This is a genomic window from Pseudomonas sp. LS_2 (assembly GCF_042709235.1).
Taxonomy (GTDB): domain Bacteria; phylum Pseudomonadota; class Gammaproteobacteria; order Pseudomonadales; family Pseudomonadaceae; genus Aquipseudomonas.
This window is the reverse complement of sequence record NZ_JAVAYC010000010.1, coordinates 139,665-151,969: the sequence shown is the minus strand read 5'-3', so window position 1 is coordinate 151,969 and position 12,305 is coordinate 139,665. Positions and strand designations below refer to the sequence as shown.

At 64.3% G+C, this 12,305-nt stretch carries 14 protein-coding genes; 8 read left to right on the top strand and 6 right to left on the bottom strand.

Going from position 1 to position 12,305, the window contains the following annotated elements:
* Positions 1-111: 111 nt before the first annotated feature.
* A complete protein-coding gene (locus RAC97_RS11945) occupies positions 112-591 on the bottom strand; it encodes a MarR family winged helix-turn-helix transcriptional regulator (RefSeq protein WP_375099489.1) in 480 nt (159 codons plus the stop codon).
* Positions 592-739: 148 nt separating this feature from the next.
* On the opposite strand from RAC97_RS11945, the gene RAC97_RS11940 reads away from it, so the two are divergent.
* Together RAC97_RS11940 and RAC97_RS11935 are read left to right on the top strand one after the other, a co-directional pair.
* Complete coding sequence (locus RAC97_RS11940) at positions 740-1,861, top strand: amidase (protein WP_375099488.1); 1,122 nt, start codon at positions 740-742, stop codon at positions 1,859-1,861.
* Positions 1,858-2,370 (top strand): nuclear transport factor 2 family protein, encoded by a 513-nt coding sequence (locus RAC97_RS11935; RefSeq protein WP_375099487.1) that lies wholly within the window; start codon positions 1,858-1,860, stop codon positions 2,368-2,370. Before RAC97_RS11940 ends, RAC97_RS11935 begins: the two co-directional genes overlap by 4 nt.
* Positions 2,371-2,436: 66 nt before the next feature.
* Here RAC97_RS11935 and RAC97_RS11930 read toward each other — a convergent pair whose 3' ends face one another.
* The 3 genes from RAC97_RS11930 to RAC97_RS11920 form a co-directional block, all read right to left on the bottom strand.
* Positions 2,437-3,327, bottom strand: a complete 891-nt coding sequence (locus RAC97_RS11930) for a LysR family transcriptional regulator (protein WP_375099486.1) — start codon at positions 3,325-3,327, stop codon at positions 2,437-2,439.
* A gap of 224 nt (positions 3,328-3,551) precedes the next feature.
* The gene (gene moaA / locus RAC97_RS11925) at positions 3,552-4,556 is read right to left on the bottom strand and encodes a GTP 3',8-cyclase MoaA (protein ID WP_375099485.1); all 1,005 of its coding nucleotides are present in this window, start codon (positions 4,554-4,556) and stop codon (positions 3,552-3,554) included.
* Between the two features lie 124 nt (positions 4,557-4,680).
* Entirely contained in the window at positions 4,681-5,139 is a 459-nt protein-coding gene (locus RAC97_RS11920) for an Lrp/AsnC family transcriptional regulator (protein WP_375099484.1), read from the bottom strand.
* Positions 5,140-5,269: 130 nt separating this feature from the next.
* Here RAC97_RS11920 and RAC97_RS11915 point away from each other — a divergent pair, with 130 nt between their 5' ends.
* Positions 5,270-6,451: a trans-sulfuration enzyme family protein gene (locus RAC97_RS11915; RefSeq protein ID WP_375099529.1), complete on the top strand. Its 1,182-nt coding sequence runs from the start codon at positions 5,270-5,272 to the stop codon at positions 6,449-6,451.
* A 132-nt stretch (positions 6,452-6,583) separates the two neighbouring features.
* Here RAC97_RS11915 and RAC97_RS11910 read toward each other — a convergent pair whose 3' ends face one another.
* Positions 6,584-6,820 carry a YdcH family protein gene (locus tag RAC97_RS11910; protein ID WP_375099483.1) on the bottom strand — a complete coding sequence of 79 codons (237 nt, stop codon included), beginning with the start codon at positions 6,818-6,820 and terminating at the stop codon, positions 6,584-6,586.
* 118 nt (positions 6,821-6,938) lie between these two features.
* Here RAC97_RS11910 and RAC97_RS11905 point away from each other — a divergent pair, with 118 nt between their 5' ends.
* The 5 genes from RAC97_RS11905 (at position 6,939) to RAC97_RS11885 (ending at position 11,632) form a co-directional block, all read left to right on the top strand.
* Positions 6,939-7,304 carry a 5-carboxymethyl-2-hydroxymuconate Delta-isomerase gene (locus RAC97_RS11905; protein WP_375099482.1) on the top strand — a complete coding sequence of 122 codons (366 nt, stop codon included), beginning with the start codon at positions 6,939-6,941 and terminating at the stop codon, positions 7,302-7,304.
* 161 nt (positions 7,305-7,465) lie between these two features.
* Positions 7,466-9,103: a phosphoethanolamine transferase gene (locus RAC97_RS11900; protein ID WP_375099481.1), complete on the top strand. Its 1,638-nt coding sequence runs from the start codon at positions 7,466-7,468 to the stop codon at positions 9,101-9,103.
* Between the two features lie 93 nt (positions 9,104-9,196).
* Positions 9,197-10,330, top strand: a complete 1,134-nt coding sequence (gene rnd, locus RAC97_RS11895; protein WP_375099480.1) for a ribonuclease D — start codon at positions 9,197-9,199, stop codon at positions 10,328-10,330.
* Complete coding sequence (locus RAC97_RS11890) at positions 10,327-10,620, top strand: YcgL domain-containing protein (protein ID WP_375099479.1); 294 nt, start codon at positions 10,327-10,329, stop codon at positions 10,618-10,620. Before rnd ends, RAC97_RS11890 begins: the two co-directional genes overlap by 4 nt.
* 79 nt (positions 10,621-10,699) lie before the next feature.
* Positions 10,700-11,632, top strand: coding sequence for a D-2-hydroxyacid dehydrogenase (locus tag RAC97_RS11885; RefSeq protein WP_375099478.1), 933 nt, complete (start codon positions 10,700-10,702; stop codon positions 11,630-11,632).
* Between the two features lie 61 nt (positions 11,633-11,693).
* Here the strand turns inward: RAC97_RS11885 and RAC97_RS11880 are convergent, their stop codons facing one another.
* Complete coding sequence (locus RAC97_RS11880) at positions 11,694-12,287, bottom strand: nitroreductase family protein (RefSeq protein WP_375099477.1); 594 nt, start codon at positions 12,285-12,287, stop codon at positions 11,694-11,696.
* Positions 12,288-12,305: the final 18 nt, after the last annotated feature.

The window sequence follows — 12,305 nt, the reverse complement described above, 5'->3', positions numbered from 1 at the left end:
GGTGTGGGAGCGGGTTTACCCGCGAACCAGGGCGTAGCCCTGGCCATACACCGCGGTGTTCTTTTCGCGGGTAAACCCGCTCCCACAGGGATAGGTGTAGCAGCGCAGGCCTCAGAAACTCTCGAGGTTGTGGAACACCACTTCGAGCATGCGGTTCAGACGCTGCACCTGGGCATCGGTCAGGCCCTTGAAGCTACGCTGGAACAGCTCGCGGGTCACGTCCTGCATGCGCTCGATGGTGTGCAGGCCTTCCTCGGTGATGCGTACCTGGGTCACCCGGCCGTCGTCGGCGCTGGTGGCGGTCTCGACCAGGCCGTCTTCCTTCATGCGGTAGACGATCTTGGTGATGGTGGAGAGCTTGGCGATGGCGTGGGTGGAGATTTCCGAAATGCTCGACTCGCCGTTCTCGTTGAGGATCCACAGCACCCGCCAGCGCGGCACGTCGAGGTCGACCTTCTTCAGCAGCCGTTCCATGTTCTGGGTGTAGCGTCCGTGTACACGGGCCAGCCAGTAGAAGGGAAAGTCCTCCTTGCGAAAATCGTCGCTGGCGGGGTCGTGATGGCTGGTGCTTTTCTTCTTCGCTTGACTCATCGTTTCACTGACAGGTTGGAAGTTCGTCATGGGGTGTCGGCAGCGGGTTCGCCGAAAACCCAGGCATATTACGGGAATATTCATGTTGATGTATCAACTTAACGCAGGCGCCACGTACGGCGTCGCTCGCTAGGGGAACAGACACGTCATGAGCATCATCGTTGAAACCCTCGACCTCGGTGGCGATGGTCCACGGGTCATGGTCAAGGACACCATCGACGTTGCCGGCAGCGCCACCCGCGCCTCCAGCCCTGCCTTGCAGGACGCGCCTCTGGCCGACCGGCACGCCGAGGTAGTGCGCCTGCTGCTCAAGGCCGGCGCACGCCTGACCGGCAAGGTCGGCCTGCACGAACTGGCCTTCGGCACCACCGGCATCAACCACCATACCGGCACCGCGCCGAACCCGCGGTTCCCTGGGCGTATTCCGGGGGGCTCCTCCAGTGGCTCGGCGGCGGCGGTGGCCCTGGGCCTGGCCGATTTCAGCCTGGGCACCGATACCGGCGGCTCGGTGCGGGTGCCGGCCGCTTGCTGCGGCGTGTTCGGTTTCAAGCCGACCTTTGGCCGGGTGAGCCGCGCCGGGGTAATGCCCACGCACACCAGCCTCGATTGCGTCGGCCCGTTCGCCGCCAGCCTGCCGATGCTGGTGCGGGCCATGAGCATGATCGACCCCACGTTCTGCCCCGCACAGGTGCCGGGCAGCGTGCGCATCGGTGTGCTGCGGGTGACTGCCGAGGCAGCCATCCAGAAGGTGGTGCACGCTACCTTGGCGGCCAGCGGGTTGGCGCTGGGCAACGTTCAATTGCAGCACTTCGGCGCGGCTTACGAGGCCGGCATGGTGGTGATCAACCGCGAGACCTTCGCAGCCTGTGGCCATTTGCTGGAAACCGGCAAGGTGGGCGCCGACATCGCCGGTCGCCTGGCTGCGGCCGGGCAGACCCGTGATGCTGCCTTGGCTGAAGCCGAACAAGTGCGCGAGCGCTTCACCGCCGAGGTCGACCAGGCCCTGGCGAGCTTCGATGTACTGGCCCTGCCGACCCTGCCGGACTTCCCGCTGCGCCTTGAAGACGCCGCCGACACCCGCGCAGTGCTGGGCATGACCTCGTTGGTGCGGCCGTTCAACCTGTCCGGTCACCCGGCCTTGAGCATTCCCCTGGGCAGCGAAGCCGGTCTGCCGGTGGGCCTGCAACTGGTGGCGGCCAAGGGCGCCGACGAGAAGTTGCTGGCGATTGCCGAGCGCTTGTTGCTGAACGTGCAGCGGGGTGGCGTATGAGCGAGCTCGCCGCGTTGCAGGCACGCTTGCAGGCGTTCGAAAGCCAGCAGGCGATTCGCGTGTGCATCAACCGCTACATGGCCCTGTGCGACCGCCTTGATGCCGACACGCCACTGGATGAGCTGGCCGGGCTGTTCACCCGCGAGGCGCTTTGGGAAGGCAAGGGCGCGAAGTACGCCAACAGCTTTGGCGGTTACCGCGGGCGGGAGGCGATCCGCGACATGTTCGCCACCTACATGAAGCCGCCGGCGCACTTTGCCTTGAACGTGCACTTTCTCACCAGCGAGGTGATCCAGGTCGATGGTGAGCGTGGGGAGGGGCAGTGGGTGATGTTGCAGACCAGCACCTTTGCCAGCGGCGCCTCGCACCTGAACGCCGCGCAGTTGCGCGTAGCGTTTGCGTTGGAAGAGGGGCAGTGGCGCATGGCGCATTTCACCACCGAGAACCTGTTCAGCCGGCCGGTGAGTGGCTGGAACAGTGAGGCGGCGTTGCCGGTGCCTGGCAAGTAGCGCCGGGGTGTGGCGCTTGGCGGGCAAGCCCGCTTCCAGAGTTACCCGCAGACCCTGTAGCAGGTGTCAGCTGGCGGCGCCGAACAACACCTTGGCCTCGGCAAAGCACTGCTCGGCAATTGCCGAGCGTGGTTCGCTACGGCGCAGCAGCAGGCCCAACGGACTATGGATGCTGGCATCGACCACCGGAATGATGCGCAGGTGCTCGCTGAGGTTTTCCAGGCCGCAGTCCAGCGGCATCACCGCGCAGCAGATACCGGCGTTGAGCGCTTGGATCAGGTGGAAGGTCGAGTCGCTCTCCAGCACCGCCAAGGGCTCCAGGCCCCGACTGCGGAAGCTCAGGTCCAGCGACTGGCGGTAGTGCATGCCCTTGCTCAGTTGCCCCAGCGGCAGGTCGCCGAGGTCTTCCCAGCGCAGTTGCGGGCCATCGAAGTTGAAGTGGCGGGTGTCGTGCAGCAGGCCCATGGTGGTGGTGCCCAGTTCGATCACTTCGAAATAGTTGGTGCTGACTTGGTCCAGGTAGCAGATGCCCATGTCCAGCTGGTTGCGGCTCAAGCCATCGACCACCTGTTCGGAGCTCAGCGCGCTGAGCTGGAAGTGCAGCTCTGGGTATTTCTCACGCAGCGGCAGCAGCAGGCGCATGGGGTTGAAGCTGGCCAGCGGCACCGTACCCAGGCGCAGGCTGCCGACCACCTGGCCACGGCAACTGGCGGCCTCGGCCTGCAGGCCATCGTGGGCGGCGAGCAGGGTGCGGGCCCAGGCCAGGATACGCTCGCCGGCCTCGGTGAAGCCTTCGAAGCGTTGGCCCCGCTTGACCAGCACCAGGTCCAGTTCGTCTTCGAGGTTACGCAGGCGCATCGACAGGGTCGGCTGGGTGATGTGGCACAGCGCGGCGGCCTGGCCGAAGTGGCGGGTCTGGTCGAGGGCGATGAGGAACTTGAGCTGCTTGATGTCCATGGGGTGGCCTGGGGCGGAGATATGACGACCTTAACCAAGTGCGTCCAGGCAGGCCATCATTAATTAATGGCCATATGATGCAAGTGATCGAGGGCGTCGGGCACCTGGCATGCGCCGCAGTACCTGCTTCGCGGGCAAACCCGCTGCTGCAGGGGCAGGGTCGTGTCTTGGCTCGGCAGGTGGGCTACCGGCACCCGCCAGCCTGGCGGTTCGGCCTGGGCGGGTCAGCCGCCGGTCATGTTCATGAAGCGCAGGATCTGCACCTCACCGCCCACTTCGAAATGATGGCGGTAGGGCTTGAGATGCACGGCCTCGCGAATGGCGCTTTCCAGGCGGGCGCTGTCGCCGGGGTGGGCGCGCAGTACTTGCTTGAGGTCCATGGAGTGTTCGTTGCCCAGGCACAGCAGCAGGCGGCCTTCCACGGTGAGGCGCACGCGGTTGCAGGTGGCGCAGAAGTTATGGCTGTGCGGGGAGATGAAACCGACCCGGCTGTTCGGCGCCTCGGCCAGGCGCCAGTAGCGTGCTGGGCCTTGGGAAGATTCGGCGGACTCGATCAGGGTAAAGTGCTCGGCCAAGCGTTCGCGCACCTGCTCGCTGGAATAGAACGACTCGCCGCGCTCATGCTCACTGATGACCCCCAGGGGCATTTCCTCGATGAAGGAGATGTCCAGTTCGCGGTCGATGGCGAAGCGCACCAGGTCGACCAGCTCATCGTCGTTACGCCCCTTGAGCACCACACAGTTGAGCTTTGTGCGCTTGAACCCGGCCCGGCGCGCGGCGTCGATGCCTTCGATGACCTGGGCCAGGTCGCCAGTGCGGGTCAGGGCTTTGAAGCGCGCGGCATCGAGGCTGTCGAGGCTGATGTTCAAGCGGGTTACACCGGCATCGAACAGCGGCTGGGCCAAGCGCCCGAGCTGCGAGCCGTTGCTGGTCAGGCACAGTTCGCGCAGGCCGGGCAGGGCGGCGATGCGCCCGCACAGCTCGACGATGCCCTGGCGTACCAGGGGTTCACCACCGGTCAGGCGAATCTTGCGGGTACCCAGGGCGACGAAACGTTCGGCGACCTGGTAGAGCTCTTCGAGGCTGAGGATCTGCTGGCGCGGCAGGAACTGCATGTCTTCGGCCATGCAGTAGACACAGCGGAAGTCGCAGCGGTCGGTAACCGACATCCGCAGGTAGTCGATTCTTCGGTTGAAGCCGTCGATCAGGGCCTGGGTGCGTTCTTCCACTTGGATGCTCGTGCAAGGGGTAAGGGCCGCGCGAATGCGGCGGACAATTCCCACGCTATAACCAGTTGGCACTGGCGTCAAATTGCTTTGACCGACCGCTTGATAAGTGGCGTCTATCACCGCCTTAGCGGCGTACGGGAAACGCCGTGGTGTATTTGATCTGCTCCATGGCGAAGCTGGAGGTGATGTTCGACAAGCCCTCGGTACTGGTGATCAGCTTCTTGTAGAAGCGGTCGTAGGCGGCGATGTCGCTGACCACTACCCGCAGCATGTAGTCCCAGTCGCCCGACATGCGGTAGAACTCCATCACTTCCTCGAAGCCGGTCACGGTCCTGGCGAATAGCTCCAGCCAGGCACTGTCGTGGCGCTGGGTCTTGAGCTGGACGAACACGCTCAGGCCCAGCCCCAGGCGCTCAGGGTCGAGCAGGGCCACGCGCCCGCGTATGTAGCCGTCCTCTTCAAGGCGCTTGACCCGCTTCCAGCATGGCGTGGTGGACAGGTTGACCGCCTCGGCGAGGTCCTTGAGAGACATCGAGGCGTCACGCTGGAGCAGGGTGAGGATGTGCTGGTCGAAACTGTCCATGGCGAAAAGGGCTTGTGTGGAGAAAAAGTTTCTCGAGAGTAGCCCAGGTAAGGAATGCTTTTCCACGACCATTGCCGCAGGCGATGGATATGCCATAGTGGCGCCTTTCTTTCCGTCACTCATTCAGTCACTGGACCCGACCATGTCCGACAAACCGCGCAATTTCGCCACCCGTACCATCCACGCAGGCGAGCAGTCCAGCGTCGCCGACAATGCCATCTTCCCGGCCATCGTCACCTCCAGCTCCTTCATCAAGCGCGGCCTGGACGATCACCCCGAATACGCCTACAGCCGCGTTGGCAACCCTACCCGGCATGCCTACGAGACCTGTGTGGCGGCGCTCGAGGAAGGCGTAGGCGCGGTAGCCTGCGCCTCGGGCGTGAGCGCCACCGCCACGGTGCTCGAGCTGCTGCCCAAGGACGCCCATGTGGTGGTGATGAACGGCGTCTACGGCGGCACCTTCCGCTTGATGGAAGACTACCGTTCGGTCACCTCGGGGCTGACCACCACCTACGTGGACCTCAACGACCTGGACGCCGTCGCCGCCGCCATTCGCCCGGACACCCGGATGATCTGGCTCGAGTCGCCGACCAACCCGCTGCTGCACCTGGTGGACATCAGGGCGCTGTGCGACCTGGCGCGTGAGCGCGGCATCCTTACCTGTATCGACAACACCTTCTGCTCGCCGTGGAACCAGCAGCCGATCACCCTGGGCGTGGACCTGGTGATGCATTCCGCGAGCAAGTACATCGGTGGTCACTCCGACCTCACCGGCGGCGTAGTGGTGGCGGGCAACGCCGAGCTGTTGGCGCGCCTGCGCAAGATCAGCATGGCGGTGGGGGCGATCCAGGGGCCGTTCGACTGCTACCTGGCGTTGCGCGGCCTGAAGACCCTGGATGTGCGCATGGAGCGCCAGAGCGCCAACGCCTTGCGCGTGGCGCAGCACCTGGAGCGGCATCCGCAGGTGGAGCAGGTCTTCTACCCAGGGCTTGAGAGCCATCCGCAGCATGCGCTGTGCAAGCGTCAGATGCGTACCGGCGGTGCGGTGGTGGCGATGCGTATCAAGGGCGACCGGGCCGCGGTGAATCGCCTGGTGGAGGCGTTGTCGATCTTTGTCCTGGCCGACTCGCTGGGCGGCGTGGAGAGCATGATCAACCACTCCTGGAGCATGTCGCACAACTCCCTGAGCCCGGAGCAGAAAGGGCTGATGGGGATTGGCGAGACCCTGCTGCGCCTGTCGATCGGGATCGAGGATTACCGCGACCTGATCGATGACCTGGAAGCGGGGCTGAAGGCTGCGGCCTTGGTGTAACGGCAGCTGACGTCATCGCGGGGCAAGCCCGCTCCCACAGGTTCCCCGCTGCTTCGAATACAGCGGGGAACCTGTGGGAGCGGGCTTGCCCCGCGAGGGTTCAGGAACTGGCGAATCAGTGTGGGAACGTATTCAGGATTTCGGTGGATGGATGATCCGCTCGATCTTGTCCTTGATCAGCAGGCGCTCCTTGCGCAGGCGGCTGACGGCATCGTCGGCGGTGCCATTGCCTTCGGCGGCTACCACCTCCTTGTCCTTGGCGTTGTAGTCCTTGTGCAGTTGGTGCAGCGTCTGGTCCTTGTCGATCAAGGCCTGAAAATGGTCGGCAGTGATGTGCAGGTCGGCTAGCAAGTCATGCGGAACGGGCATTTCTTCACCTCTGTTCTGGGGTTGGCGAAAGGCGCTGATCTTTGAGGATAGCCGCTTTGCGCGAGGCTGGGTGGGGGCGTAGGCTGTCGCTTCCTGACATCACCCGGACCTGAGTGCCATGCCCCACCTGAACCTGGAATACAGCGACAACCTGCGCGAGCTGAAGGTCGATACCTTGTTGCTGCGTCTGAACAGCACCCTGTTCGCCAGCGGCCAGTTCGCCGAAGAGCTGGATATCAAGAGCCGCGCCCAGGCCTTCTCCCATTACCGGGTCGGCTCTGCCCCTGGCGAGCGCGCCTTCGCCCACGTGCGTCTGGCGATTCTCAGTGGGCGCACGCCTCTGGTGAAGAAGCAGTTGTCCGAAAGCCTGCTGGAAGTGCTGCGCGAGGCGATCCCAGCCCAGGCCGGGCTGGATATCCAACTGTGCGTGGAAGTACTGGATATCGATCGCGAGCCGTACGCCAAACTTCACCTGCCTGGCTGAATAACGGCTGAATGAAAGTTAAAGAATATGCCAAGGCGCCAGCATTACCGATTGTTGGCGTCTTTTTCACAAAATATTGATGGTACGCTTCCCACAATTCGGCCCACTTCCCCACCTGCCTCCGGCACAGGGGCCGACACTCGAACGGTGATGCGATCATCATGCTCAACTTCAAGAAACTGCGGGCCGAATGGGTCACGCTGCTGGCCAGCCTGTACCTGCTGATTGGCTTCAACGCCTACCTCTGGGAGCATTTGCAAAGTGTCGTGCCGCCCGGCGTGGTCGGGCTCTGGTTGATGCTGGCATTTGCTGTGCTGATGTTCTTTGCGTTCAACCTGGTGCTCACGTTACTGGCCTTCCGTTACATACTCAAACCGGTATTGATCCTGTTGTTCATGAGCGGCGCAGGGGTCGCTTACTTCATGAACCACTATGGCGTACTTATCGATGGCGGTATGTTTCGCAATATCGCCGAAACCAACCCCGCCGAAGTCCGTGACCTGCTCTCGCTGAAGTTTGCCCTCTATCTGTTGGGGCTTGGCGTGCTGCCTTCGTTGCTGGTGATCAAGGCTCCGATCGCCTACCGCACCTGGCACCGCGAACTGCTGGGCAAGCTGGTGGTGAGCGGGGCCTGCGTGGTGGCCGTGGGTTCGGTGGGGCTGGCCAACTACCAAGGCCTGGCGTCGTTGCTGCGCAACCACCATGAGATTCGCCTGATGCTGACGCCAAGCAACATCGTTGGCGCCTCGTTCAGCTATGCCAGCGAACGCCTGGGCAGCGCTGCCCAACCCTTCCAGCACTATGGCGAAGATGCCCGGCGCGAGGCGGCCTGGCAGCAGCATGCCCACAAGTCGCTGACTGTCCTGGTGGTGGGCGAGAGTGCACGGGCCGACAACTTCGGCGTGCTCGGCTATGCCCGCGACACCACGCCCAAGCTGGCCAGGCAAGAGGGCCTGCTGGGCTTCACCGACGTGCATTCATGCGGCACTGAAACGGCGGTGTCGGTGCCTTGCATGTTTTCCGGCATGCCGCGCAAGGACTACGACGCCCGGGTGGCCAAGAACCGCGAAGGCCTGCTGGATATCCTCCAGCGTGTCGGCCTCGCCGTGCAGTGGCGTGACAACCAGTCTGGCTGCAAGGGCACCTGCGACCGGGTGCAGTTCGTCGACCTCAGCAACCTCAAGGACCCGACCTTGTGCGCTGGCGGTGAATGCCACGACCAGATCCTCTTGCAAGGTCTGGACGAGCTGATCGACAACCTCGACCGGGACACCGTGCTGGTGTTGCACCAGATGGGCAGCCACGGCCCGGAATACTTCAAGCGCTACCCGCAAGGCCAGGAACCTTTCCAGCCGGTATGCCGCAGCAACGCACTGGACCAGTGCAGCCGCGACGAAATCACCAACGGTTACGACAACACCCTGGCCTACACCGACAGCCTGCTGTCGGCGCTGATCGACACCTTGCGCGGCAAGCAGGACAAGGTCGACACGGCGATGATCTACCTGTCCGACCACGGCGAGTCGCTGGGCGAATACAACCTGTTCCTGCATGGCACACCCTACGCCATCGCCCCGGACCAGCAGAAACACGTGCCCTTGCTGATGTGGTTCTCCGACAGCTACCAGAAGGATTTCGCCGTCGACACTGCCTGCCTGGGCAAGCTGCGTGGTGCGCCGTTGAGCCAGGACAACCTGTTCCACTCGATGCTCGGGCTGTTGCAAGTGCAGACCGGGGTCTACCGGCAGTCGCTGGACCTGTTCGCCGGGTGCCGGCCCTGGCTGGCCGCCAGGTCTTGAGCGGAGCACCATTGATCCACCACGGATGGCCCGGGTTTCACCCCCAGCGCCCACGCCGTATATACTGCGCGCCAATGTTTGTGGGAGAGCCTCGTGGCCATCGAAATACACTGGATCCGTGACGACCAGAGCCTGGCCGAGCACTGCCGGCGCTGGCGCGAACTGCCGTTCGTGGCCCTCGATACCGAATTCATGCGGGTCGATACCTTCTACCCGAAAGCCGGCCTGGTGCAGATCGGCGATGGCAAGCATGCCTACCTGATCGACCCGCTGTTGATCCGCGACTGGCGACCCTTGGCCGAGCTGCTCGAAGACGGCGCCGTGGTCAAGGTGCTGCACGCCTGCAGCGAAGACCTGGAGGTGTTGCTGCGTCTGACCGGCAAGCTGCCGCAGCCGCTGTTCGACACGCAACTGGCCGCCGGCTACCTGAACATTGGCTTCTCGATGGGCTATTCGCGCCTGGTGCAGGAAGTGCTGGGTCTCGAGCTGCCAAAGGGCGAGACCCGTTCGGACTGGCTGCAACGCCCCTTGTCCGAGACCCAGGTCAGCTACGCCGCCGAAGATGCCGTGCACCTGGCCGAGCTGTTCGAGGCCCTGCGTCCGCGCCTGTCGGACGACAAGTACGCCTGGGTGCTGGACGACGGCGCCGAGCTCGTGGCCCAGCTGCGTCGCGAAGTCGAGCCGGAAAGCCTGTACCGCGACGTCAAGCTGGCCTGGAAGCTGCAACCGCAACAGCTGTCGGTGCTGCGCGAGCTGTGCGCCTGGCGCGAGCGCGAGGCCCGTGGCCGTGACGTGCCGCGCAACCGCATTCTCAAGGAGCATGCCCTGTGGCCGATGGCCAAGGGGCAGCCCAGCAGCCTGTCGGCGTTGGCCAAGATCGACGACATGCACCCGCGCACCATCCGCCAGGACGGCGAGTTCCTCATCGAACTGATGCAGCGCGCTGCTGCCTTGCCGCCCGAGCAATGGCCGCAGCCATTGCCCGAGCCGCTGCCGATCGAGGCAGCCGGCATCCTCAAGCGACTGCGCGCCGTTGGCCAGGCGGAAGGCGAGCGCTTGCAGATTGCCCCGGAGCTGATGCTGCGCAAGAAAACCCTCGAAGCCCTGCTTAAAAGCGGCTACCCCAACGGCCCCTATCAACTGCCCGATTCGCTGCGCGGCTGGCGTCGCGAGCGCATGGGCCAGGCCCTGCTCGATAGCCTGGCAGGCGCCGGAGAACCTCGATGAAACGCATTTGTTCGATCTACAAGAGCCCTCGCAAGAACGAGATGTACCTCTACGTGCTCAAGGCCGAGGGTCTGGAGCGCGTGCCTGAAGGGCTGCTGCCGTTCTTCGGCACCCCGGTGCATGCCTTCGACCTGGTGCTGAGCCCCGAGCGCAAACTGGCCCGCGAGGACATCGCCAAGGTGCTGGAAAACCTCGACAACCAGGGTTACCACCTGCAAATGCCGCCGCCGGACGACGAGTACATCGAGCACCTGCCCGAAGAACTGTTGCGGCGTAACGACCCGGCCTGACCCAGGCCGTCGTGCCACCACCATTTTCCAAGGCGACCGCCCGTGCGGCCGCCTTCGTTGTTTTTAAGGTTGTCTTGAAATGCGCGTTCTGATCGCTGAACAGGATCATGCCAACTACGCTCGCCTGCTGGGCGAGGCGGCACCGGACTTGGAGGTCCTGACCAGTGGCGACTCCGCCGAACTGGCGCGCCATGCGCCACACTGCACGGTTTGGCTGGGCCAGCCCGACCTGCTCGCCAGCCTGCTGCGCCAGGGCCACACGCCGAGCTGGGTGCAGTCGACCTGGGCGGGTATCACCCCGCTGCTGGCTGCGGGCCTGCCCCGTGACTACCGCCTGACCCGCGCGGTGGGCATCTTCGGCCAGGTGATGGCCGAATACATGCTGACCTACATGCTGATTCACGAACGCGAGGTGCTCAGCCGCCTGGTCAGCCAGGTGGAGAAGCGCTGGGATGGTCGCCCAGGGCAGGGCCTTGCGGGGCGTGAGGTGCTGGTGGTGGGCGCGGGCGATATCGGCCAGCAGGTGGCCGAGTTCCTGGCTCCCTTTGGCGTGACCTTGCGTGGCATTGCCAGCACTGCCCGCCAGCAGGCGCCGTTCGTCGAGGTGGCTGCGCTTGCGGACCTGCCACGGCGGGTAGCGCAGGCCGACTACGTGCTCAACCTGCTGCCCGATACCCCGGCTACCCACGACCTGTACGACGCGGCGCTGTTCAAGTGCTTCAAGCCGAGCGCGCAGTTCATCAACGCCGGGCGTGGTGTGGCGGTGGTCGATGCCGATTTGGTGGAAGCGTTGAAGCAAGGACACCTGGCCGCGGCGGTGATCGACGTTTGCCGGCAGGAGCCGTTGCCCCAGCGGCACCCGTTCTGGACTGCGTGGGGTTTGCTGCTGACCGGGCACAGCTCGGCACCGACCTCGCCGGTGGCGATGGTGCGGTTGTTCGTCGAGAACCTGCGGGCGTACCAGGCGGGGCAGGACTTGCGCGGGGAAGTGGATTTCCTGCGGGGGTATTAAGGGTAACCTCCTTTGGCCTCTTCGCGGGTTTGCCTGCGAAGAGGCCAAAGGCCGATGCAGATTACAGGCTGAAATCCCCCTCAGCCGCCAACTCGCTCAACGGCCGACGCGGGCTCGGCATTTCACGTGCCTGCAAGCCCTCGGCCAGGCTCGCCTTGTCACCCAGTTTGCCGATCGCCACCATCGCATGCAGCTCGTAACCCTGCGGCACTTTCAACTCAGTGCGTGCCAGTGCCTGGTCGAACCCGGCCATGCCATGGGTGTGCCAGCCACTGAGGGTCGCTTGCAGCGCCAGGTGTCCCCAGGCGGAACCGGTGTCGAAGGTGTGCCACAGCGCCGGTTTCTCCTCGCTGCTGCCGGGGGCGGCAAAGGTGGTCTTGGAAATCACCACCACCAGCGCCGAGGCCTGGTGCGCCCAACTGCGGTTGGCCGGTACCAGCAGGTTCAGGAAGCGCTCCCAGTTCGGCGTGTCGCGGCGGGCATAAAGGAAGCGCCAAGGCTGCGAATTGAAGGCCGAGGGCGCCCAGCGCGCGGCTTCCAGGAAACTCAGCAGGGTCTGCTCGCTGATCGGCTCGGCGGTGAAGGCCCTGGGAGACCAGCGCTTGATGAACTGCTCGTCGATGGCATGGTCGGCAATGCGTGGGGTTGCGCTCATGGGGGGCTCCTGGGGTTC